The organism is Sphingomonas sp. (genome assembly GCF_024508665.1).
Lineage (GTDB): Bacteria > Pseudomonadota > Alphaproteobacteria > Sphingomonadales > Sphingomonadaceae > Sphingomonas.
In genome coordinates this window covers 353,044-375,730 of record NZ_JANINP010000006.1, presented here as the reverse complement: position 1 = coordinate 375,730, position 22,687 = coordinate 353,044, and the positions used below count along the sequence as shown (strand labels likewise).

Annotated in this window: 25 protein-coding genes; 6 read left to right on the top strand and 19 right to left on the bottom strand. The window is 65.3% G+C overall.

All coding sequences use genetic code 11. The features are described 5' to 3' along the window. Positions 1-80 precede the first annotated feature (80 nt). Both Q0L25_RS10720 and Q0L25_RS10715 read left to right on the top strand, forming a co-directional pair. Positions 81-851, top strand: a complete 771-nt coding sequence (locus Q0L25_RS10720) for a class II aldolase/adducin family protein (RefSeq protein WP_296614088.1) — start codon at positions 81-83, stop codon at positions 849-851. A gap of 49 nt (positions 852-900) precedes the next feature. Then, positions 901-2,295, top strand: coding sequence for a hypothetical protein (locus Q0L25_RS10715; RefSeq protein ID WP_296614087.1), 1,395 nt, complete (start codon positions 901-903; stop codon positions 2,293-2,295). Positions 2,296-2,301: 6 nt separating this feature from the next. Here the strand turns inward: Q0L25_RS10715 and Q0L25_RS10710 are convergent, their stop codons facing one another. Beyond that, positions 2,302-2,760, bottom strand: coding sequence for a DUF1003 domain-containing protein (locus Q0L25_RS10710; RefSeq protein ID WP_296614084.1), 459 nt, complete (start codon positions 2,758-2,760; stop codon positions 2,302-2,304). A gap of 360 nt (positions 2,761-3,120) precedes the next feature. Between Q0L25_RS10710 and Q0L25_RS10705 the strand changes: the two genes are divergently transcribed. Together Q0L25_RS10705 and Q0L25_RS10700 are read left to right on the top strand one after the other, a co-directional pair. Then, entirely contained in the window at positions 3,121-3,534 is a 414-nt protein-coding gene (locus Q0L25_RS10705) for an ester cyclase (RefSeq protein WP_296614082.1), read from the top strand. A 1-nt stretch (position 3,535) separates the two neighbouring features. Then, positions 3,536-4,147, top strand: a complete 612-nt coding sequence (locus tag Q0L25_RS10700; protein WP_296614080.1) for a TetR/AcrR family transcriptional regulator — start codon at positions 3,536-3,538, stop codon at positions 4,145-4,147. 43 nt (positions 4,148-4,190) lie between these two features. On the opposite strand, the gene Q0L25_RS10695 is transcribed toward Q0L25_RS10700, so the two are convergent. From Q0L25_RS10695 to rimP, 16 genes are all read right to left on the bottom strand, one after another. Continuing rightward, complete coding sequence (locus tag Q0L25_RS10695) at positions 4,191-4,829, bottom strand: glutathione S-transferase family protein (protein WP_296614078.1); 639 nt, start codon at positions 4,827-4,829, stop codon at positions 4,191-4,193. Between the two features lie 4 nt (positions 4,830-4,833). Further along, positions 4,834-5,262 carry an SRPBCC domain-containing protein gene (locus Q0L25_RS10690; RefSeq protein ID WP_296614076.1) on the bottom strand — a complete coding sequence of 143 codons (429 nt, stop codon included), beginning with the start codon at positions 5,260-5,262 and terminating at the stop codon, positions 4,834-4,836. Then, a complete protein-coding gene (locus Q0L25_RS10685) occupies positions 5,259-5,594 on the bottom strand; it encodes a metalloregulator ArsR/SmtB family transcription factor (protein WP_296614074.1) in 336 nt (111 codons plus the stop codon). The genes Q0L25_RS10690 and Q0L25_RS10685 overlap by 4 nt, the downstream gene beginning before the upstream one ends. 80 nt (positions 5,595-5,674) lie before the next feature. Continuing rightward, positions 5,675-6,184, bottom strand: a complete 510-nt coding sequence (locus tag Q0L25_RS10680) for a hypothetical protein (protein ID WP_296614072.1) — start codon at positions 6,182-6,184, stop codon at positions 5,675-5,677. 200 nt (positions 6,185-6,384) lie between these two features. Further along, entirely contained in the window at positions 6,385-8,742 is a 2,358-nt protein-coding gene (pnp, locus tag Q0L25_RS10675; protein ID WP_296614070.1) for a polyribonucleotide nucleotidyltransferase, read from the bottom strand. A gap of 154 nt (positions 8,743-8,896) precedes the next feature. Next, positions 8,897-9,166 (bottom strand): 30S ribosomal protein S15, encoded by a 270-nt coding sequence (rpsO, locus tag Q0L25_RS10670; RefSeq protein ID WP_066590615.1) that lies wholly within the window; start codon positions 9,164-9,166, stop codon positions 8,897-8,899. Positions 9,167-9,189: 23 nt separating this feature from the next. Beyond that, a complete protein-coding gene (gene truB, locus Q0L25_RS10665; RefSeq protein ID WP_296614067.1) occupies positions 9,190-10,203 on the bottom strand; it encodes a tRNA pseudouridine(55) synthase TruB in 1,014 nt (337 codons plus the stop codon). A 154-nt stretch (positions 10,204-10,357) separates the two neighbouring features. Next, the gene (locus Q0L25_RS10660; RefSeq protein ID WP_296614066.1) at positions 10,358-10,768 is read right to left on the bottom strand and encodes a DUF6491 family protein; all 411 of its coding nucleotides are present in this window, start codon (positions 10,766-10,768) and stop codon (positions 10,358-10,360) included. A 72-nt stretch (positions 10,769-10,840) separates the two neighbouring features. Continuing rightward, positions 10,841-11,536, bottom strand: coding sequence for a site-2 protease family protein (locus Q0L25_RS10655; RefSeq protein WP_296614064.1), 696 nt, complete (start codon positions 11,534-11,536; stop codon positions 10,841-10,843). After that, on the bottom strand, positions 11,533-12,132 hold the full coding sequence (locus tag Q0L25_RS10650; protein WP_296615677.1) for a thymidine kinase: 600 nt from the start codon (positions 12,130-12,132) through the stop codon (positions 11,533-11,535). The genes Q0L25_RS10655 and Q0L25_RS10650 overlap by 4 nt, the downstream gene beginning before the upstream one ends. 109 nt (positions 12,133-12,241) lie before the next feature. After that, on the bottom strand, positions 12,242-12,643 hold the full coding sequence (rbfA, locus tag Q0L25_RS10645) for a 30S ribosome-binding factor RbfA (protein WP_296614062.1): 402 nt from the start codon (positions 12,641-12,643) through the stop codon (positions 12,242-12,244). 117 nt (positions 12,644-12,760) lie between these two features. Continuing rightward, positions 12,761-15,448, bottom strand: a complete 2,688-nt coding sequence (gene infB, locus Q0L25_RS10640; protein ID WP_296614060.1) for a translation initiation factor IF-2 — start codon at positions 15,446-15,448, stop codon at positions 12,761-12,763. After that, complete coding sequence (locus Q0L25_RS10635) at positions 15,445-16,167, bottom strand: DUF448 domain-containing protein (protein WP_296614058.1); 723 nt, start codon at positions 16,165-16,167, stop codon at positions 15,445-15,447. Before Q0L25_RS10635 ends, infB begins: the two co-directional genes overlap by 4 nt. 177 nt (positions 16,168-16,344) lie before the next feature. Further along, positions 16,345-16,575, bottom strand: a complete 231-nt coding sequence (locus Q0L25_RS10630; RefSeq protein WP_296614056.1) for a 4-oxalocrotonate tautomerase family protein — start codon at positions 16,573-16,575, stop codon at positions 16,345-16,347. Beyond that, a complete protein-coding gene (gene nusA / locus Q0L25_RS10625; protein ID WP_296614054.1) occupies positions 16,575-18,173 on the bottom strand; it encodes a transcription termination factor NusA in 1,599 nt (532 codons plus the stop codon). Before nusA ends, Q0L25_RS10630 begins: the two co-directional genes overlap by 1 nt. Further along, a complete protein-coding gene (gene rimP, locus Q0L25_RS10620) occupies positions 18,173-18,703 on the bottom strand; it encodes a ribosome maturation protein RimP (RefSeq protein ID WP_296614052.1) in 531 nt (176 codons plus the stop codon). The genes nusA and rimP overlap by 1 nt, the downstream gene beginning before the upstream one ends. A gap of 184 nt (positions 18,704-18,887) precedes the next feature. Between rimP and Q0L25_RS10615 the strand changes: the two genes are divergently transcribed. Then, positions 18,888-20,105, top strand: a complete 1,218-nt coding sequence (locus Q0L25_RS10615; protein ID WP_296614050.1) for a PQQ-dependent sugar dehydrogenase — start codon at positions 18,888-18,890, stop codon at positions 20,103-20,105. A gap of 29 nt (positions 20,106-20,134) precedes the next feature. On the opposite strand, the gene Q0L25_RS10610 is transcribed toward Q0L25_RS10615, so the two are convergent. Together Q0L25_RS10610 and Q0L25_RS10605 are read right to left on the bottom strand one after the other, a co-directional pair. Then, a complete protein-coding gene (locus tag Q0L25_RS10610) occupies positions 20,135-20,524 on the bottom strand; it encodes a PaaI family thioesterase (RefSeq protein WP_296614048.1) in 390 nt (129 codons plus the stop codon). Beyond that, positions 20,521-20,955: a PaaI family thioesterase gene (locus Q0L25_RS10605; protein ID WP_296614046.1), complete on the bottom strand. Its 435-nt coding sequence runs from the start codon at positions 20,953-20,955 to the stop codon at positions 20,521-20,523. The genes Q0L25_RS10610 and Q0L25_RS10605 overlap by 4 nt, the downstream gene beginning before the upstream one ends. 109 nt (positions 20,956-21,064) lie before the next feature. On the opposite strand from Q0L25_RS10605, the gene Q0L25_RS10600 reads away from it, so the two are divergent. Beyond that, positions 21,065-22,606 carry an acyl-CoA synthetase gene (locus Q0L25_RS10600; protein ID WP_296614045.1) on the top strand — a complete coding sequence of 514 codons (1,542 nt, stop codon included), beginning with the start codon at positions 21,065-21,067 and terminating at the stop codon, positions 22,604-22,606. The last annotated feature ends 81 nt before the right edge of the window (positions 22,607-22,687 follow it).

Genomic DNA, 22,687 nt, shown 5'->3' with positions numbered 1-22,687 from the left:
GGACTCCGCAACTCACCATACCCATTGTTCGATTGCGCTCGTCAGGTTAGGCTCGGCCAAACGGAATCGGAGAGACTGACATGGCGACACTGGCACAAGTCGAGGATACCGGCATGGCCCCGGGCGAATGGGAAGCGCGGGTCGATCTCGCCGCCGCCTATCGCTTGGTCGCGCTCTATGGATGGGACGACCTCATCTTCACCCACCTTTCGGCGCGCGTGCCGGGGCCGGAACATCATTTCCTGATCAACCCCTATGACATGATGTTCGAGGAGATCACCGCGTCGAGCCTGGTCAAAATCGACGTCGAGGGCAATCCGGTCGGCAAGTCGGAACATCCGGTCAATCCGGCGGGCTTCACCATCCATTCGGCGATCCATATGGCGCGCGAGGATGCGGCGGCGGTGATGCATCTCCATACGCCCCATGGCCAGGCGGTGTCGGCGATGGAATTCGGCCTGTTGCCGCACACCCAGACGGCGATGATCGCCAAGCACAATGTCGCATACCACGACTATGAAGGCATCGCGACCGATCTCGACGAGCGCGAACGGCTGGTTCAGGACCTGGGCGACAAGCACGCCATGATCCTGCGCAACCATGGCACGCTCGCGGTCGGCAAGACCGTCGGCGATTGTTTCCTGCGGCTCTATTTCCTCGAGCGCGCCTGCCAGGCGCAGGTGATGATGCTGTCGGCCGGCTACGACCACCTCTACAATCCACCTCAGGGCACCGAAGACAAGGTCAAGGGCCAGACGCCGCCGGCGGGCATGGCGATGGCCGCCGAACGGCTCGCCTGGCCGGCGCTGCTGCGGAAGCTCGACCGTATCGACACGAGCTTCCGCGACTGAGCGCAACCGCGCTTGCATCGGCGCCGCCAATCGGCGCAGACCAGCCGGCGTGCCGATCCGCTGGACCGACTATCGATTGATCGCGGCGTTGCTGCTGGCGTTGGTCTGCGCCGCGCAGGCCTATGCCTATGCGCCCGGGCTGATGACCTGGGATTCGATCCGCCAATATGGCCAGGCGCTGAGCGGCGATTTCGACGACTGGCATCCGCCAGCGATGGAATGGCTGTGGCGGCAACTCTTGCCGATCGCCCACGGCCCCGCGCCGATGCTGGCGATCCAGCTCGGCCTATATTGGTCGGCATTCGCCGGGCTGGTGGTCTGGGCGGTGCGCGCGGGCCGTCGACGGCTCGCCATCGCATTTGCGGTCGCCGCGATCCTGCCGCTCCCGGTCGTGCTGATGGCGGAGATCATCAAGGACAGCCTGATGGCGGGGCTGTTGCTTGCGGCGAGCGCGATCCTGGTCGCCATCCCGACCCGCGGCCGGCCCGTCGCGCGGTTGATCGCGCTGATCCTGATCGTCTGCGCCGCGACGTTGCGCTTCAACGCGCTTCCCGCCTGCCTGCCGCTTGCGATCGCGCTGCTGCCTGCCTCATGGCGTGCGACGCGGGTGCGGTTCGGCGCCGCGTTGCTGATCGGCACGGCGGTCATTGCCGCCGCGCTGCCGCTCGCCAACCGCGCGGTCGGCGCCAAGCCGAGCGGCGTCGGGCTGTCGCTCGTCATCTTCGATCTCGGCGGCATCACCCGGTTCAGTGGGGTCGACGCCTTTCCTGCGGACGACGATGTCGACGATCCGGTCGCGGTCAATCGTCATTGCTACAAGCCCGAGCGCTGGGATTCCTATAGCTGGTGGGTGCCCGATCCGTGCCCGCTTGGGTTCGACGCGATGGACGATCTGTTCAAGCAGAGCGGCGAGAGCCCGTACCGCCACTGGCTCGGCGCGGTGCTGGCGCATCCGGTCGCTTATGCCGAGCATCGTCTGACCCATTTCAATATCAATATCCGCTTCCTCGTCCATGACGAGGTCGAGCGCCCGGTCATGGGCCGGATTCCCCCCAATGACTGGGGTTTCCACCTCACGCCCAATCCCGCGCTGACCTGGCTCGACCGCGGCGCACGCTGGTCGGCGCATACTCCTTTGGGTTGGCCGGTCTGGTGGATGGCGCTGGCGATCGGCTTGCTCGTCGTCGCGCCCGGCCTGCCGTCGCGGCGGCTGGTCATCCCGATGGCGCTATCGGGACTGCTCTATGGCCTCGGCTATCTGCCCGCGAGCGTGGCGTGCGAGTTGCGCTACCACCTCTGGACGATGCTGGCGGTGCTGATCGCCGCGCTCATCGCGGGCAGCGACATGGCGAGGGGCGCGACGCCCGCCCGGCGCCGCCTGCTGATAGCGGCGGCGCCGGTCCTGCTGGTCACGATCCTCTGCGTGGTCTGGCGCCTGGCCTGAGGCGCATCACTTCGCGGCGTGCGCCATCTCCCGAAGCGCGATCGCCTCGTCACCGGCCATCGCCAGCAACAAGTCGATCTTCTCGTGCAGGCTGGCGATCTCCGCCTCAGAGCGGAGATTGGTCTCATAATCGAGCCGCATTTCCAGCCGATCCTTCGCCGCCTGACGGTTCTGGCTCATCATGATGATCGGCGCCTGCAGCGCGGCGAGCATCGACAGCATCAGGTTGAGGAAGATGAAGGGAAAGGGATCGAAGGCGTGGCGCGCCAGGACCATCGTGTTCAGGATGGCCCAGGCCACCATGAAGACGCTGAACCCGATGATGAAGCCCCACGAGCCGCCGATCGCCGCGACGCGATCAGCCAGCCGCTCGCCGACCGTGAGGCGGGCGTCGAAGACCTCATTGACGTCGCGGACGCGCGGTACGCGCCGGAACGAACCGGCGAAGAAACGGATTGCGTTCATTACTCACCTATTTTTTGCGACCGCCCCCTGAGGCAGCGCTGGTGAGGTGAACGTCAGTTCAATCCGCCAGCCGCCTCAGAGGGTCGGTCGATCGACTTTGGTCAGACATCGGTCCCTCTAAGGAGGAGTGGATTGCGACTCCGGACGGAGCCGTGGCGGAAGTGGTTGCACGCACGGGATTCGTCAAGCCCGTTTGCGGCCCATCGAGTACGCGGACCGAAATGGACGCCCGATAGCCGTGGCCGCTCGGTCGTCACGGCTATGCCCTCCGGGGCCAACACCGCTTTGAAAACAGATACCGTCGTATTGACATGAGACGACTGTCTCATTAGGGGGAGTGCTCGATTGGAGGCAGGGACGATGCTCACTCGCGAACAAATGGATCAGAAGCTCGACGAGCATTTCGGCTACGAAGCTCGGGACGATATCGAGGGCGTGGTGGGGACGCTCGACGAGAATATCGAACACGATGTCGTTGGTTGGCCCGGCGGTCCGAGCAAGGGGCGCGACCAGGCGCGGGCATTTTACGAAGCGACCTTTCCCGATCTCGCCGACGGCCAGGTGACGTCGCGCCGCCGCCTCTACGGGGAGAATTTCATGGTCGACGATTCGACCTGGAGCGGGATCGCTAAGGGCCGCCCGTTCGGCTTCGAGGGCAGGAACCGTCCGCTGCAGTTCCGCTTGCTCCATGTCCTGGAGTTCACCGACCGAGGCGACATCGCGCGCGAGAATGTCTGGCTCGACATAGCCGCGATCCAGCAGCAGCTTTCCTGAGATGCCGGCGTCGATCCGCGCGAACCAGCGAGGCCGGACGCGCCGCGATCTGCTCGAGGCAGCATTGCGCGTTTCGGCAGATAACGGCGCGCCCACGCTCGAGGCGATAGCGGAAGAGGCGCGCGTGTCGCGCGCGACCGCCTATCGTTATTTCCCCAATGTCGACGATTTGCTCGCAGAAGCGGCGCTGCACATGGCGTTCCCGGGGGTCGAATGCCTTTCCGGGGCATCGGATGATCCGCTCGAACGGCTGCTACTGGTGGACGACGCGGTGGATCGCATGATCGCCGCGAACGAAACGGCGCTGCGCCGGATGATTGCCAGCACCGCCAAGCTGCCGCTCCAGTCGACCGGCGTACCCGCTCGACAGAACCGGCGATTGCCGCTGATCGAAGCGGCGCTGGAGCCCGCCCGTTCGAAATTTTCGGCCCCTTCCTATCGGCAGCTGACGCGAGCGCTGAGCCTGGTGATCGGAACCGAGGCCATGCTCGTGCTCAAGGACGTCCTCGCCCTCGACGGTGCCGAGGCCAGGGAAGTGCGGCGCCAGGCCATCGCTTCGCTCCTGGAGGCGGCGCTGCGCGACGGATCCGTTCGGGCGGGCCCGCCAGCGTAGATCAGCGGGCAATCCAGCCCATCAGCCGTGCCGACGCCTCAGGTCAATCCGCCGCGGCGAAATGCGCCATCTGGTCGGCATGCGCCTTCGCGAACGCTGGTCGCGTCGTCGCGCGCGCGACATAGGCGCGGCAGGCGGGATAGTCGGCGAGCCCGTCGAACCGGTCGACCAGTCGGAGCACGTCGGCCATCAGGATGTCGGCGACCGAGAAGCTGCCGGCCAGCCATTCCTTTTCGCCCAGCACGATTTCCATATGCTTGAGACGGGCCTCAAGAAAGCCGTCGAAAAACTTCCGCATCGGATTTTCGCTGGTATCGCCGGAGAACATGAAGAACGACCAGGGCTGGCTCGCGGCCTCGACCGACGCCAGCGCCGCAAACAGCCATTCTCTGGCGGCGTTCCGCCCCTGGATATCGGTCGGCATCAGCTTGTCGCTCAGCTCGCCGAGATGAAGCAGGATCGCGCCGCTCTCGAAGATCGACAGGTCGCCATCGGTCAGCCACGGCACCTGGCCGAACGGCTGGTGCGCGAAATGCTCGGGGCCGCGGTCCTTGAACGGCACGCTCGCGACGCGATAGGGCAATTCGGCTTCTTCGAGCGCCCAGCGCAATCGTATGTCGCGCACGAATCCGCGCGGCGGCTCGGGAACCCAATCATAGGTATAGACGGTCAGGTCGCCCATGTCGTCAAACTCCAAGAAAAAGGGGTAATTTGTCGAGCAGCCCGCTCCAGCCCCGTTCGTGGCTTTCGCGTACGCCTTCGTCGGGAAGATGCTCGTGGAGCAATGTCAATTCGGTGCCTCCGTCGATCGGCTCGAGCAGGAACGTGACCAGCGACGCGCGCTCGCCGGGGAGATCCCAGGTGAAGGCCAGCTTCCGCTCGGGAATCACTTCCCGGTAGATTCCGGTAGGATTGTGCTCCTCGCCGTTGAGCAAGCGGAACACGACGCTGAACCGGCCGCCGGGGCGAACATCCACGTCGGCACGCAGTGTCGGCCCGGCATCGGGTCCCCACCATTGGATCATCTGATCGGGGCTGGTAATCGCCGCCCAGACTTTGGCTGGCGGCGCCTTGATGCGGCGGACGATGGTCACGCTCGGCAAGCTCCCCGTCACTCGCCGTCCTTTTCAACGGACGCGACAAGCCGATCGAGGCTCACCGTCCAGAGACGCTCATAGCGTTGCAGCCAGGCCATGGCCTCTTGCATCGGCCCGACCGATAGATTGACCGCCACGGTACGGCCGCTCTTGGTCCGAGTGATCAGCCCTGCATCGGACAGCACATCGAGGTGCTTCATCATGTTGGGCAGCTTGAGCGATAGCGGCCCGGCGAGCTCGCTGACCGACAGGCCGGGCTCGTCCTTCAGCCGCGACAGGATGCGTCGCCGTGTCGGGTCGGCGAGCGCGGAAAACGTGCGGTCGATTGCGGATGAGTGATACTTCACCATATAGCGAAGTATTTCCTATGTGGCCAGTTACGTCAACCCTGAGGCTCATTATCGAGAGCTCATCCGACGCAGCTAATGTTCTAAATGCCCATGAGCGCATCCCATCGCGCCGAGGAGTAAGTGGTCGAGCGTGAGAAAGCGACGGTCCGCGGCGCTACGACGACCTGGCCGTTGCGCGCGTCAAACACGCTAAGTCGTATGCCCTTGGCTAGGCTGGTATGTCCCAGGTCCGCATCAAAATAGCAGGCGTCCCTATAGTCGGGATAGCAGCGCGTTACGCGGGACGCTCCCTCCCGCGACACAATGACAATTTTGAAATCGGCTGTGCGCTCTGCAGATGACCGCTGTCGGATTTTGCCCCTGATCCTACCGTTATCCAGATACGTAACGGTCGAGAATATCGGCCATGGTGCCAAGGATTCTTCGAAGTCAGCTGCTTCGAGATGAAGGTCGATGTCTCCGGCAGCGATCGGTTCCGCAGCGAGGGCGACAGTGCGGTTCAGGCTAACGCCGAACAGTAAATACAGCACGCCCATGACGGGTACGATAACCGCCAGGGCACAGCCCGATCTGCGACTGAACAACGTCATGGGGAATGCTTATACTGCGCCATCCCAAGGCGCCATCGATCGATAGTTCCTGTCCACGGCAGCGCCGAAAGTGTTTCTCAAACGGCAAAGCGGCCCGAGATTGCTCTCGAGCCGCTTCATCCTCCCCGGCTTTCCCGGTCGTTATGGCTGTCTTCCTATCGCCTTTGCGGAAAAGCGATAGTCGCTTTTCCGCGTGAGGCTTAGTCGTCGCTGTTGCGGTCACCGGTCAGGAAGGCAGGCGCGAATTCGGGCTCGGGGCCCTCATCCTTGCCGCCTTCGCTGCGCTCGCGGCGCGGGCCGCGGTCGCCGCCCCGGTCGCCACGGTCGCGGCGCGGGCCGCGATCACGGTCGCCGTCACGGCGCGGACCACGGTCACCGCCACGATCGCCGCCGCCGCTGCGCGGGCCACGGTCACGGCCGCCTTCGCGCGGCTCGCGCGGAGGACGGGTGTCCTCCAGCTCTTCGCCGGTTTCCTGATCGACGACACGCATCGACAGGCGAACCTTGCCGCGCGGATCGATCTCGAGGACCTTGACCTTCACTTCCTGGCCTTCCGACACGACGTCGGTCGGCTTCTCGACCCGCTCGTTCTTCATTTCGGAGACGTGGACGAGACCGTCCTTGCCGCCCATGAAGTTCACGAACGCGCCGAAATCGACGATGTTGACGACCTTACCGTTATAGATCTTGCCGACCTCGGGCTCCTCGACGATGCCCTTGATCCAGTTGATCGCGGCTTCGATCTGGCTGACGTCGGACGACGACACCTTGATCACGCCTTCGTCGTCGATATCGACCTTGGCGCCGGTGGTGGCGACGATCTCGCGGATCACCTTGCCGCCGGTACCGATGACGTCACGGATCTTGGTCTTGTCGATCGTGAAGGTCTCGATCCGCGGCGCGTGCGCCGACAATTCCGAGCGGGTGTGATCAAGCGCCTTGTTCATCTCGCCGAGGATGTGCGCGCGGCCTTCCTTGGCCTGGTTCAGCGCGGCCTCGAAGATCTCGCGCGTGATGCCCGCGATCTTGATGTCCATCTGCATCGTGGTGATGCCTTCGGACGTGCCCGCGACCTTGAAGTCCATGTCGCCGAGATGGTCCTCGTCGCCCAGGATGTCCGACAGGATCGCGAAATCCTTGCCCTCGAGGATCAGGCCCATCGCGATGCCCGAGACCGGGCGCTTGATCGGCACGCCGGCGTCCATCATCGCGAGCGACCCGCCGCACACCGACGCCATCGACGACGAGCCGTTCGACTCGGTGATGTCGCTGGTCAGGCGGATCGTGTAGGGGAATTCCTCCTTCGTCGGCAGAACCGGGTGCAGCGCACGCCACGCCAGCTTGCCGTGACCGACTTCGCGACGGCCCGGCGCGCCGAAGCGGCCGACTTCGCCGACCGAATAGGGCGGGAAGTTATAGTGCAGCATGAAGTTCTGGTAGCTGAGGCCGTTCAGCCCATCGATCATCTGCTCGGCGTCCTTGGTGCCCAAGGTGCAGGTGGCGATGGTCTGAGTCTCGCCGCGGGTGAACAGGGTCGAGCCATGCGCGCGCGGGAGGAAGTGCGTTTCCGCCTGGATCGGACGGATCTGCGTGGTGGTGCGGCCGTCGATGCGGGTGCCGTCCTTGAGGATGGCGCCGCGGACGATTTCCGCTTCCAGCTTCTTGGTCAGCTTGATGCCGGCCATGACGTCCTGGGGGCTAAGGCCGTCCTCGACGAACTGCGCCTTGGCCTTGGCCCGCGCCTCGTTGAGGGCGTTCGAACGCGCCGACTTGTCGGTCAGCTTGTAGGCGGCGGCGATGTCGGCGCCGATCAGCTTCTTGAGCTTGTCCTTGATCGCGGCATTGTCGTCCGACGACGCCATTTCCCACGGATCCTTGGCGGCCTGCTCGGCGAGCTTGACGATCGCCTTGACCACTTCGCGGCACGCGTCGTGCGCGAACATGACCGCGCCCAGCATGACCTCTTCCGACAGCTCCTTGGCTTCGGATTCGACCATCATCACCGCGTCGTAGGTGGCGGCGACGACCAGGTCGAGATCGCCCTCGGCGACCTGCGCATCGGTCGGGTTGAGGATGTATTCGCCATTCACATAGCCGACGCGCGCGGCGCCGATCGGACCCATGAAGGGCACGCCCGAGATCGTCAGCGCGGCCGACGCGGCGACCATCGCCAGGATGTCGGGCTCGTTTTCGCCGTCATAGCTCAGCACCTGAGCGATGGCGTTGATCTCGTTGTAGAAACCTTCCGGGAACAGCGGGCGGATCGGACGGTCGATGAGACGCGAGACCAGGGTCTCCTTCTCGGTCGCGCCGCGTTCGCGCTTGAAGAAGCCGCCCGGAATGCGGCCGGCGGCCGAATATTTTTCCTGATAATGGACGGTGAGCGGGAAGAAGTCCTGCCCTTCCTTGACCGACTTGGCGGCGGTGACCGCGCACAAGACGACGGTTTCGCCGAGCGTCGCCATGATCGCGCCGTCGGCCTGGCGGGCAACCTTGCCCGTTTCGAGCGTGAGGGTCTTTCCGCCCCACTCGATGCTTACTTTCTTGGTATCGAACATTTGTTTTCCTTCACTCCCGTCGCCCGATGCGACGGGGGCCTTTGAGTGGGCCTGACGTCAGGCCCGGGTGGCGGATGTTTCCGCCGCCGCCCCCGTGCCGGATTGCACAGGGCCGAATAAGCGAAACGGCGCCCGGAGGCGCCGTCCCTGAGAGTTACTTGCGAAGACCGAGCTTCGCGATGAGTGCCAGATAGCGATCGCCATCCGACTTGCGCAGATAATCGAGAAGCGAGCGACGCTTGTTGACCATCATCAAGAGACCGCGGCGCGAGTGATTGTCCTTCGCATGGGTCTTGAAATGCTCGGTGAGCGTCTTGATGCGGTCGGTCAGGATCGCGACCTGAACCTCGGGGCTGCCGGTGTCGCCTTCGGCGCGGGCATGTTCCTTGATCAGCGCTTCCTTGCGCTCGGGAGTAATCGACATTCTGTTTCCTTCGACATCGTAGACTATAGGTTGAAACCGCGGACGACACGGGCTTCCCCGCTTTCGACTTCCACCAACGCCACCGGGGTTTCGCCCAGCATTGCGAAGTGGAGGCCCCCCTTGGATTGGGCGTCTTCGGCAATCCCGGCCAGAACGCGCCCCTGTCGGAGCGCTCCTGCCTGGTCGGGGTCGAGGGAGAGAGCCGGGATGTCGTCCAGCCCCGCCCTCAATGGCAGGAGAATCTGTTCAAGGTCGTGGCGCTTAGCGGATTCGGCCAATTTGTCCAGCGATATCGCGTGGGAGAGGTCGAACGGGCCGGCCTTGACCCGTCTGAGATAGGTGACGTGGCCGACCGTGCCAAGGGCGAGCGCGATGTCGCGGGCGAGAGAGCGGATATAGGTGCCCTTGGAGACATGGGCGGTGAGGGTGATCTCCTGCAATTCCTCCCCGGCACGGGGAGGGGGACCGCTCGCCGAAGGCGAGTGGTGGAGGGGGCCCTCCTCACGTTCATGGCTTGGGGCCGGGCCCCCTCCACCATCGCTTCGCGCTGGTCCCCCTCCCCGTGCCGGGGAGGAATTTAGAGATAAAACCGTCACCGCCCGCTTCGCGAGCACCACCTCTTCCCCCGCCCTGGCCAAATCGTACGCCCGCTCGCCATCGACCTTCAGCGCCGAATAAGCGGGCGGCACCTGCTCGATCGGCCCGGTGAAGCGCGGCAGTATCGCCTCGATGGCGGCAAGCGTCGGCCGCGCGTCGCTGCTCGCGACCACCTCGCCCTCGGCATCCAGCGTGCTGGTCTGCGTTCCGAACCCGATGGTGAACTCGTATATCTTGTCGCTGTCGAGCATCCGCCCGGCGAGCTTGGTCGCCTCGCCGATCGCCACCGGCAGCACCCCCGTCGCCAGCGGATCGAGCGTCCCGCCATGACCAACCTTGGCCTTGCCATAGCCGCCCTGGCGCAATGCGCGCTTGACTGCGCTCACCGCCTGGGTGGAGCCGAGCCTGAGCGGTTTGTCGAGGATGATCCAGCCATGCATCCGCGCGCCCTAGCGCAGGGTATGCCCCATATTACAAGCCCCTCCCCTTCAGGGGAGGGTTGGGGTGGGGCTTGTCCCGCCTGCCGATCGGCTTGAGGCACTACCCCACCCCCATCCCCTCCTCTGAAGGGGAGGGGCAAGGAAAGTTTCACGCTTAACCCTCCTTCACCTTCCTGGCCTTCTTTGCCTTGGGCGGCGGGCCGTTGCTCGCGACCAGACTGTTGATCGGACAACGTTCGCGGTCGACGAGCAGGGTGCCGGTGCGGTCGAGCTGGGTGCCACCGAACCGCGTATCGACGCCGATCCGGACGGCGAAGGGAAGGCCCGTGCACGGTCCAACCACGGTGGCGTAATACCAGCGCCGTTGCTGGTCCTGCAGCCAGACGCCACGATCGCCATCGGCTTCGAAATTGTAGAGCCCGATCGTGCCGACGAACGGAATGCTGGTTTCCTTGCCGAGTTTGTCCGCCGGCCAAGTCGGGCTTTGCTGCCGGGCCGCGGCGGGAACGGCGGTGCCGGCAAGGCTCATCGCCGCCAGCATCGCGATCGTCAAATTACGGATCATGGGCGTTGCCTTTCGAAGACAAAGACGAAACGAAGGACTGTCGCCATTGATCCTACAGCGCAGAGCCTGAATTCAGGCTGAAGCCAGACTCACATGGAAAATAGCCAGCAACAGGCCGAGGACCCAATCCGCGATCGGCCCGACGACCCGCGCCACGACATTGGCACTGGGAGCGATCGTCGGCAAAATGACGAGCAGGAACAGCATCACCGGAAAGCCGAACCGGCTGAGCTTGGCGTAGTGCGCCGCGAGGGCGCGCGGCAGGATCGCCTCGACCACGTGCCCGCCGTCGAACGGCGGCACCGGCAACAGGTTGAAGATCGCGAGGAAGACGTTGATCAGCAGGAAGTTGATCAGGTTGGCGGCGATGAATCCAGCGACGCCGCTTTGCGGCAAGCCCCCGGCCGAACCAACCCAGACGCCGATCGCGGCTGCAGCGATCATCGCCATGACGAGATTGATCCCTGGCCCGGCGAGCGCGACCAGCGCCATGTCGCGGCGCGGATGGTTGAGCCGCGCGGTCACCACCGGCACCGGTTTTGCCCAGCCGAAGATCGGCGCATTGGCCAGTGCGAGCATCATCGGCACCAGCAAGGTCCCGACCGGATCGACATGACGGATCGGGTTGAGCGTCAATCGCCCGCGTTGCGCAGCGGTCTGGTCGCCCAGCATGCGCGCGACATAGCCGTGGGCGACTTCGTGGAACACGATCGCGATGACCAGCGGGATCAGCCAGATAGCGATCCTGTAGAGCGTCGTGTCGTTCATTCCCCCGCGCCCTGGCGGGCGGCTTGCCGCGCGGCGACGAAATGCCGGCGGCACAAGGCGACATAGCGATCGTTACCTCCGATCTCGGTCTGTGCACCTTCGACCACCGCCCTGCCCTGCTCATCGACGCGCAAGTTCATCGTCGCCTTGCGCCCGCATTCGCACACCGATTTGAGTTCGATCAGCGAATCGGCCAACGCCAGTAGCCGCGCCGAGCCAGGGAACAATTGCCCCTGGAAATCGGTGCGCAGGCCATAAGCGAGCACCGGAATCCCGACGACATCGGCGAGATGCGCAAGCTGGTCGACCTGCGCTGAGGTCAAAAATTGTGCCTCGTCCACCAGCACGCAGGCAATCTTCTCATGCGCGTGACGCTCGGCAACGATCGCGGCGATATCGGTCTTGCCCTCGAACGGAATCGCGTTCGCCTCCAGCCCGATCCGGGAGGTGATGGTGCCGGCGGCGAAGCGGTCGTCGATCGCCGCGGTGAACAGCATCGTCGTCATGCCGCGCTCGCGATAGTTGAAATCGGCCTGGAGCAAGGTGGTCGATTTGCCGGCGTTCATCGACGCATAATAGAAATAGAGTTTCGCCATCAGCCGATCAGGTATCGCGGATACCGGATGCACGCCAGCATCCGTTGCGACGGTCGAGGCATAGGGCCGCGAACGACTGCGGCCTTACCCGGCACGCGCACGTCCGCGGTCAGTCGTCGGCGTTCTGGTCGAGATCCTGTGCCACCTTGGGCGCGCGCAGCAGCGCGTCGATATGGCTTCCCTCGTCGAAACTCTCGTCGGCAAGGAACTTGAGTCGCGCGGCATATTTCATCTTCACGCGGTGCGCGACCTCGCGCTGCAGATAGGCGGTGTTGGTGCGGAGCGCCTTCAGCACCGCGTCCTCGTCCTTGCCGAGCAGGGGCTTCACGAACACGGTAGCGTGACGCAGATCGGGCGACATCCGTACTTCGGTGACCGAGACCATGTGGCTCGCCAGCGTATCGTCATGCACGTCGCCGCGCTGGAGGATCTCGCTCAGCACATGGCGCACCTGTTCGCCCACGCGGAGCGTGCGGACGGATTTGTCGGGACTGGAATCGTTGTGGCGCATGACGTTGCCTCCGCCTGCGTCACCCAAGCGAAAGCTGGGGTCTCATGCCGCGGGCGCGACCGATATGGCACGGCCCGCGGCGCAAGATGCCAGCTTTCGCCGGCATGACGGTTGATCTTACAGCGTCCGTTCGCGCAGCTCGACCTCGAAGGTTTCGAGGAAGTCGCCCGGCTTGATGTCGGTGAAGTTCTGCGTGAACGTCACACCGCATTCCAGGCCTGCGCGGACTTCGGCGACGTCGTCCTTGAAGCGCCGCAGGCTGGCGATCTCACCCTGATAGATGATGACATCTTCGCGCGTGATGCGCGCCTTGAGCGCCTTGCGGATGACGCCGTCGACCACCAGCAGACCGGCCGCCTTGCCGTGCTTGCCGGCCGAGAAGACCTCGCGGATTTCGGCGCGGCCGACCACGGTCTCGAACGCTTCGGGACCAAGCTCGCCCGCCATGCCGGCGCGGATTTCGTCGATCAGGTCGTAGATCACGTCATAATATTTGAGCGCGACCTTCTGACGCTCGGCGATCTCGCGCGCCTTGGCATTGGCGCGGACGTTGAAGCCTATGATCGGCGCGCCCGAGGCACCTGCCAGCGTCACGTCGCTCTCGGTGATGCCGCCGACGCCCGAATGCAGGATCCGCACGCGAATCTCGTCGGTCGACAGCTTGTTGAGGCTGCCGACGATCGCTTCGACCGTGCCCTGGGTATCGGCCTTGACCACCAGGGGATATTCGATCGCCTGATTGGCCTTCAACGCGGAGAACATACTCTCCAGGCTGGCCGGGGCGTTGGTCGTGCGCTTGTCCTGGATGACGCCGGCGCGATAGGCCGCGACTTCACGGGCACGCGCCTCGTTCTCGACGACCTGGAGCGGATCGCCCGCCGAGGGAACGCCCGAAATGCCCAGGATCTCGACCGGCATAGAGGGACCGGCTTCCTTGAGCTGGGCACCCTTGTCGTTGACCAGCGCCCGGACCTTGCCGCTCTCGGCGCCGACGACGAACACGTCGCCGACCTTGAGCGTGCCGCGCGTGACGAGCACGGTCGCGACCGGACCGCGGCCCTTGTCGAGCTTGGCCTCGATCACGGTGCCCTCGGCATCGCGGTCGGGATTGGCCTTCAGCTCCATCAGTTCGGCCTGAAGCTGGATCTTCTCGATCAGCTCGTCGAGCCCGGTCTTCTTGAGCGCCGACACTTCGACGTCCTGGACGTCGCCGCCCATCTGCTCGACCACGACTTCGTGCTCGAGCAGGCGCTCGCGGATGCGCTGCGGGTTGGCCTCGGGCTTGTCGACCTTGTTGATCGCGACGATCATCGGCACGCCGGCCGCCTTGGTATGGTTGATCGCCTCGATCGTCTGCGGCATCAGTCCGTCGTCCGCGGCCACCACCAATACGACGATGTCGGTGACGTTGGCACCACGCGCGCGCATTTCGCTGAACGCTTCATGGCCCGGCGTGTCGAGGAAGGTGATCTTCGACTTGTCCTTCAGAGTGACCTGATAGGCGCCGATATGCTGGGTGATGCCGCCGGCCTCACCGCGCACCACGTCGGTGCCGCGCAGCGCGTCGAGCAGGCTGGTCTTGCCATGGTCGACATGGCCCATGATCGTGACGACCGGGGGACGCGGCTTCAGGGTCTCGGGCGCATCCTCGACCACGTCGGTCGACAGGTCGATGTCCGAATCGCTGACGCGGGTGATGTTGTGGCCGAATTCGGTAACCAGCAGTTCGGCGGTATCCTGGTCGATCGTCTGGTTGACGGTGACCGGCATGCCCATCTTGAACAGCGACTTGACCAGGTCGGCGCCCTTTTCCGCCATGCGGTTGGCGAGTTCCTGGACGGTGATCGCGTCCGGCACGACGACGTCGCGGACCTGCTTCTCGCGCGGCGCACCGCCGCCGAGATGACGGCGATGTTCCTTTTCGCGCGCACGCTTGAGCGCGGCGAGCGAGCGAGCGCGGGCGCCTTCCTCGCCACCGAGCGCGCGGTTGACGGTCAGCTTGCCGCCACGGCGCTCCTCGCCCTTGCGGTCGCGCTGGCCGGGACGCGCGGGTTGCGACGTCTCGGCGCCACGACGCGGGGTCGCCTGGCCGGTGCCGGTCGGCGCCGCGCGCTGCGCGGGGGCGGCCGATGCGCTCGACGCAGCCTGGGCCGGAGCCGGAGCCGGCGCCGGGGCGGGCTTGGGAATTTCGGGACGCGCGACCGGGGTGAAGCGGCGCGGCGCCGGCAAGCTCGGATCGAGCTGCACCGCGACCGGTGCTGGCGGCACGGGCGCAGGCGCGGGTGTCGGGGTCGGCTTGGGCGCGGCGGGTGCCGTCGCAGCGGGAGCAGCCGCGGCCGGTGCGGGGGCGGGAGCCGGAGCTTCCGCGGGTTCCGGCGCGGGCGGCGTTTCGGCGACCTTGCTCTTTTCCTCGGCGCGGCGGCGTTCTTCCTCGGCCGCTGCCTGGCGTTGCGCGTCCTCGCGGCGGCGCGCTTCTTCCAGCGCAGCCATCCGCTGTTCCTCGGCCTCGCGCAGCAATTGCGCCTGGCGTTCCTGCGGCGACAGCTGCGGGGCGGAGGGCGCGCGCGCGACAGGCGCTGCAGGCGCAGGTGCCGGAGCCGGTGCGGGCGCTTCCTCGACGACCGGCGCCTCGGCAGGACCGCCGGCATTCGGGCCGAGCACGCGGCGGCGCTTGACCTCGACCACGACGGTGTTCGAGCGCCCGTGGCTGAAGCTCTGCTTCACCTTGCCGGTCTCGACCGTGCGCTTCAGCCCCAATGGCTGGCGCATTCCGAGTTTCGGCTTGTCGTTGTCGGTATCGCTCACTCAATTTCCTCGTCGTTCTCGGCCGAACCGCTAGTGCTTCCAGCCGCCGCGGGAAGCGCCGATGCGCCCTGCGAGGCCGTTTCGCAAGGCTCGGTAGTCAAATCAGGGCCGATAAAGTGCCGCCAGCGGTCGAGCGCGTCACGCACGCGGACCGCGGCAGCGGGGTCGGTCACGGCGATATGTACCACATTTTCGCGGCCTAGCGCCAAGGACAATATGGTGCGCGGGAGGGGAAGTGCCAAGCCCTCTTCGCCCGAACCTTCGCGATCGCGCCCGACTCGCCACGCCTGGGCGAGCTTGCGCGCGCCGTCGGTACCTGCATCGGACGCATGGAGCAGCAGGTGGACCTGGCCGGCGCGTGCCGCCTTCTCCACCCGTTCGGTGCCGTTGACGATCTTGCCCGCCTTCGATTCGAGACCGAGCCGGTCGAGGAACGCGCGCTGCAACTGGTCGGCGATCCGCGTACCGAGATCGGTCGGAATCGTCAGTTCGTTGGTCTTGAACGCCCGGGCCAGCGCGCCGCGCAACTTACCCTTGGCATTGGCCGCATCGAGCTCGCTTCGCCTCACCCCGATCCATGCCCCACGCCCCGGCGCCTTGGCGCGGATATCGGGCAGCACCTGGCCGTCTGGCCCGAGCGCCAGCCGGATCAACTCGCCGCGCGGCTCGCGGTCGCCCGACAGGATACAACGGCGGATCGGGTCGGCTGAAGTTTTCATAGCCCCTCCCTTTCAAGGGAGGGGTTGGAGTGGGTGGCGAGCGTAGCGAGCCCCCCAAACGAGCAACGAAGAGCGCCGCCGGAGGCATTGAGCCTCCGCCGTCGCTGCACCCACCCCTTGTCCCTCCCTTGGAAGGGAAGGGTTGGAGTATGTGACGCTACCGGACGATCGGGATCATCATTGTGAGGGAACCGCATGCGCGTCTCCCTCACTTTTAGGAGCATCGCGGTCGGCGATCAGTACCCCGCCCGCACCGTAATTCTCCGTCGACACTTCCTCGATCACGATCTGCACGGCAGCCGGATTCTTTCCCAGCCGCTCGACGAGCGACCGGGTGACGTCCGCCACGATTGCGGACTTCTGGTCCTTCGTGGCGGTGCCGGCGAGACGGATCGAGACGAACGGCATCAGGCTTCTTCGCCCTCCGCCGCCGCTTCGTCCTCGAACCAATGCGCGCGGGCGGCCATGATGATCTCGTTGCCCTGCTCTTCGGTCAGGCCATATTCGGCCAGCACGCCGCCCTTGTTCTCGGGACGCTTGGGGGCGTCTTCGGCGCGGCGTCGCGGTTCCTGGCGCTTCTTCTCAACCAGTTCGTCGGTGGCAAGGTCGGCGAGATCGTCGAGCGTCTTGATCCCCGCCTTGCCCAGGGTGACCAGCATGGCTTCGGTCATGTACGGCATACCGGCGAGCGCGTCCTCGACGCCGAGCGCCTTGCGCTCCTCGCGATTGGCCTGTTCGCGGCGCTCGAGCGCTTCCTGCGCACGGCTCTGCAGCTCCTGGCCGAGATCCTCGTCGAAGCCTTCGATCGAGGCGAGTTCGGCGAGGTCGACATAGGCGACTTCCTCGAGCGCGCCGAAGCCCTCGGCGACCAGCAGCTGGGCCAAAGTCTCGTCGACGTCGAGCTCGTTCTGGAACATTTCCGACCGCTCGACGAATTCGCGCTGGCGCTTCTCCGAGGCGTCGGCTTCGGTCAGGATGTCGATCGCCTTGTTGGTCAGCTGGCTGGCAAGACGGACGTTCTGGCCGCGGCGGCCGATCGCCAGGCTGAGCTGATCGTCAGGCACCACCACCTCGATCCGGTCCTCTTCCTCGTCGATCACGACGCGGCTGACCGATGCCGGCTGCAGCGCGTTGACGACGAAGGTCGCGGTGTCTTCCGACCAGGGAATGATGTCGATCTTCTCGCCCTGCATTTCCTGGACGACCGCCTGGACGCGGCTGCCCTTCATGCCGACGCAGGCGCCGACCGGGTCGATGCTCGAGTCGTGCGAGATGACGCCGATCTTGGCGCGCGAACCCGGATCGCGGGCGGCCGCCTTGATCTCGATGATGCCGTCGTAGATTTCGGGCACTTCCTGCGCGAACAGCTTCTTCATGAAGTCCGGGTGCGCGCGGCTGAGGAAGATCTGCGGGCCCCGGTTCTCGCGACGGACGTTGAGGATGATCGAGCGGATGCGGTCGTTGACGCGGACCACTTCGCGCGGGATCTGCTGGTCGCGGCGGATCACGCCCTCGGCACGGCCCAGGTCGACGACGACATGGCCGAACTCGACGCGCTTGACCACGCCGGTGATGATCTCGCCCATCCGGTCCTTGAATTCTTCATATTGGCGCTCGCGCTCGGCATCGCGGACCTTCTGGAAGATGACCTGCTTGGCGGCTTGCGCTGCGATGCGGCCGAATTCGATCGGGGGCAGCGGATCGACGATGAAGTCGCCGACCTTGGCATCCTTCTGCAGCTTCTGCGCGCCCTTCAGGTCGACCTGCTTGAAATAATCGTCGACCGCCTCGACCACTTCGACGACGCGCCACAAGCGGAGATCGCCGGTATTCGGGTCGAGCTTGGCACGGATGTCGTTCTCGGCGCCGTAGCGGGCACGGGCGGCGCGCTGGATGGCATCTTCCATCGCCTCGATCACGATACCGCGATCGATCATCTTCTCGCTCGCGACCGAATTGGCGATCGCGATCAGCTCAGCCCGGTTGGCGGTAACGGCGGTGGCCATCAGTTACTTTCCTCTGTCTCGAATTCTTCTGCGCCGTCGCTTGAAAGCGGCGCGGTTGCGGCAATGAGTTTGTCGGTGATCAGCAATTTGGCATCGGCGACCTGGTCGAACCCGATCGTCATCGGTTGATGCTTGCGGACATCGATCGTGATGCGGTCGCCATCCACCCCGGCAAGATCGCCGGTCAGCTGCTTGCGGCCATCGACCGGCGCGGTCAGGTGGATGCGCGCCTCATGCCCCTGCCAATTGGCGAAGTCCTTGAGTCGCGTCAGCGGCCGATCGATTCCCGGCGACGATACTTCGAGACGATAGGCGTCCTCAATCGGATCGATCTCATCGAACTTGTCGGAGATGCGGCGCGACAGATCGGCGCAATCGTCGATCGTCAGCTGCCCGGTCTCGGGCCGCTCGGCCATCACCTGCAGGGTCAGGTCCTCCTTGCCCCCGAACATCTTCACGCGCACAAGGTCGAAGCCGAGGGCCTTGGCCTCGGGCTCGATCAATTGCGTCAGTTGGGCGATGTCCGCCATGAAGTATCCGTGAAACAAGCAGGTTCGGCGCCGGGGAGCGGGAGCCCTCCGACCTCTTCACCTGGCGATGTAGAGATTGTGACGAGGATATAGTCCGGTCCACGCGCCGTGGCAAGCGGGCAACCCGATGCTATGCCAAGGCGTTGTCCCAGCGCCCTTCGCTCCGCTTCATAAAGGCATCGCCATGATCCGTCGCATCCTGTTGTCCGCCGGCCTGATCGCCACGGCCTGTTCGGCGCAGACCGATGGCCAGGCCAACGGCCAGTCTGCCAAAACCAAGGGGGGCGTCCCGCGCAATTCGCCGCTCGAACCCGACATCAAGAACGTGCCCGCGACCACCGGACGCGCCAACATGCCGATCGCCCCGGCGCCATTTACGGTGACCGATATCGGGAGGTTCGATGCACCGTTCGCCATGGCCTTCCTGCCCAACGACCAGGGCCTGCTCGTCACCGAGAAAGCGGGGGTGCTCAAGCTGCGCCAACCCGATGGCAAGGTGCTGGAGATCGCCGGCGTTCCCAAGGTCGCCTCAGGCGGCCAAGGGGGCCTGCTCGATGTCGCCATCGCACCGACCTATGTCGACAGTCATATCGTCTATCTGAGCTATGCCGAGCCGGGCGCGGAGGGCAGCCAGCTCGCGCTGGCGAAGGCCAAGCTCGACCTCACGGGGCGCAAGCTCGACAATCTGTCGGTGATCTGGCGCTCGGGCTCGGCCGGACCAGGCGGCCAGTTCGGCTCGATCATCACCTTCTCGCCCGACGGCCAATATCTGTTCCTGACCTCGGGCGAGCGCCAGCGCTTCACCCCGGCGCAGGATCCCAAACAGGCGCTCGGCAAGATCCTGCGGCTGACGCTCGACGGCAAGGCCGCGGTGGGCAATCCGATGTACGATAGAGGCGGGGTCGAGGCGATGACCTGGACCAGCGGCCATCGTAATCCCTATGGCCTGGTGTTCGCGCCCGACGGCCGATTGTGGGAAGAAGAGATGGGCCCGCGCGGTGGCGACGAGCTCAACCTCATCCTGCCGGGCAAGAATTACGGCTGGCCGATCGTGTCCAACGGCGACAATTATTCGGGCCAGCCGATCCCCGATCACCCGAGCCGTCCCGATCTCGAAGCTCCCAAATTGTGGTGGAATCCGTCGATCTCGCCCGGCGGGATGATCTATTATTCGGGCAACATGTTCCCCGAATATAAGGGATCGCTGTTCATCGGTGCGATGTCCACGCCCGGCCTGATCCGCGTCGCGCTATCGGGCGACACCGCGACTGCGGCCAATTACTGGGACTTCGGCACGCGCATCCGCGATGTCGCCCAGGCGCCCGACGGCTCGATCTGGCTGCTCGAGGATGGCGAACGCGGCGCCGGCGGGCGGCTGATGCGGCTGACCCCGAAGGGGTGACGATGAACTGAGGCGGCCGTCCGCGAAACTCAGCGCCGCACGATCAGGTAATTCATCCGCGCCGCGGCAATCGGCTTGGCGGGGTCGTCCTGCCAGGCCGTCGCCTCGACATTGGCGACGCGCGTGCCCAGTCGGGTGACGATGCCGCGCGAACGCGTCGTCTTGTCGCGGCCGCCGCGCATGAAATCGACCGTCACGTTGATCGGCTTGATCTCGCCGCCGCCTTCTCCCTCCAGCGCGTCGTGGAGCGCGACGATGGCGGCCATCTCCATCAGCCCGCTGATCGCGCCGCCATGGAGGAAGCCAGGGCGCCCCAGCACGTGATTGCCGAACGGCATGACCAGGACGGGCGCGCCGTCGCCATCGCGCTCGGCAGTGAGGCCCAGCAATTGGGCATAAGGAGGCAGCCGGTCGATCATCGCGGATAGCCGTCGGGGGCCATGAACGTCCCGGCGACATGCGCGAGCGGGTCGTCGGGGTCGCCGTCATGCGCCTGACCGCGGACGAACGCGATCGACCGCGTCAACCGATAGCATTCGCCGCGTCCGATCACCGTCTTACCCGGTGTGGCTGGACGCAGGTAGTCGACCCGCAGGTCGAGCGTGGCGTGCGCAACGAAGGCATTGGCGCGCAGCCACACGCCGACGCTGGTCGCCATGTCCATCAGCGACAGGATCGGCCCCGAGGCGATCACGCCCGTATCGACATTTCCGATCAATCGTTCGTCATAAGGCAGTTCGAGTTCGGCCCAATCGGACCCGTGCGCGCGGTAACGACTGCCGAGCAGGCCGCCATGGCCGAGTCGGCTGCTGAGGAACCGAGCGGGGTCGAATTGGAAGCCTTGGCTCATCGTGCCGATGCCCTACACGTGCGGTCGCGCGGTGCAACTCCTTACGCCGGGGCTTGCCTTGTCGCCACGACCGGCTAGCGTTACTGACAATGATGTAAGGAGAGGGCGGATGCATCCCAGCGTCCATGCGCGCGACAATGCCGACAAGCCGGCGCTGATCGTCGCCGAAACCGGGGAAACCTGGAGCTATGCCGAGCTCGATCGGCGGTCGAACCGCGTCGCACAGCTGTTCCGCGCGCGCGGTCTCTCGATCGGCGACACCGTCGCGATCTTCATGGACAATGTTCCCGAATATTTCGCGCTGACCTGGGGCGCGCAGAGGGCCGGGCTGTTCTATGTCTGCATCTCATCGAAGCTGACCGCGCCCGAAGCCGAATATATCATCCGCGATTCGGATGCGAAACTGGTCGTCGCCTCGGCGGCGCTTGCGGCCATCGCCGAACCCCTCGCGACGCTGATTCCCGATCTCGGCCGGCTGATGCTGGGCGGTACGGCGGCGGGCTGGGACAGCCTTGAGGATGCATTGGCGGCGCAGCCGGATACGCCGATTGCCGACCAGCGCGCCGGCATCGACATGCTCTATTCGTCGGGCACGACCGGCCGGCCCAAGGGCGTGCGCGTCGCCTTGCCGGAGGATGCCGACATCGCCGCGGTCAACGTCCTGGCGATGCTGGCCCAAGGCCTCTACGGCTTCGGCCCCGACACGATCTATCTCAGCCCGGCGCCGATGTATCATGCCGCGCCGCTGCGCTGGTGCATGACCGTGCACCGGCTCGGTGGCACCGTGATCATGATGCAGCATTTCGATCCCGTCGCGGCGCTCGCGCTGATCGAGAAATATCGCGTCAATGCGAGCCAATGGGTCCCGACCCATTTCGTTCGCATGCTCAAGCTGCCCGAGGAAGAGCGGCGCAAATACGACGTGTCGAGCATGAAGGCCGCGATCCACGCCGCCGCGCCCTGCCCGATCCCGGTCAAGGAGGCGATGATCGCTTGGTGGGGGCCGGTGATCTACGAATATTATGCCGGGTCTGAAGGCAATGGCTTCACCTCGATCACATCCGAGCAATGGCTCGCGCACAAGGGCTCGGTCGGCAAGCCGGCTTATGGCATCGCCCATATCTGTGGCGAGGATGGCGAGGAACTGCCGGCCGGGAGCGAAGGCCTGATCTATTTCGAGGGCGGCGGCCAGTTCGCCTATCACAACGATCCGGCCAAGACAGCCGAGGCGTCGAACGCCAAGGGCTGGACGACGCTCGGCGACATCGGGCGGCTGGATGAGGAGGGTTTCCTCTATCTGACCGACCGCAAGAGCTTCATGATCATCTCGGGCGGGGTGAACATTTATCCGCAAGAGATCGAGAACCGCATCATCACCCACCCCAAGGTCGCCGATGTCGCGGTGATCGGCGCGCCCGATCCGGACATGGGTGAAAAGGTGGTGGCGGTGGTCCAGCCTGCCGATATGGCCGATGCCGGGCCCGAGCTTGCCGCCGAGCTGACCGCCTGGTGCCGGGCCGAATTGTCGGGCGTAAAGACCCCGCGCCAGATCGATTTCGCCGCCGAATTGCCGCGTCACCCGACAGGCAAGCTCTACAAACGCTTGCTCCGCGACCGCTATTGGGGAGAGAGCGGTTCGAGGATCGTCTGATGCGCGTCGCCCCGGCGGAGGCCGGGGCCGCTTTGCGAGTCGAAGCGCGCGCGTGAAACCCAGCGGCCCCGGCCTCCGCCG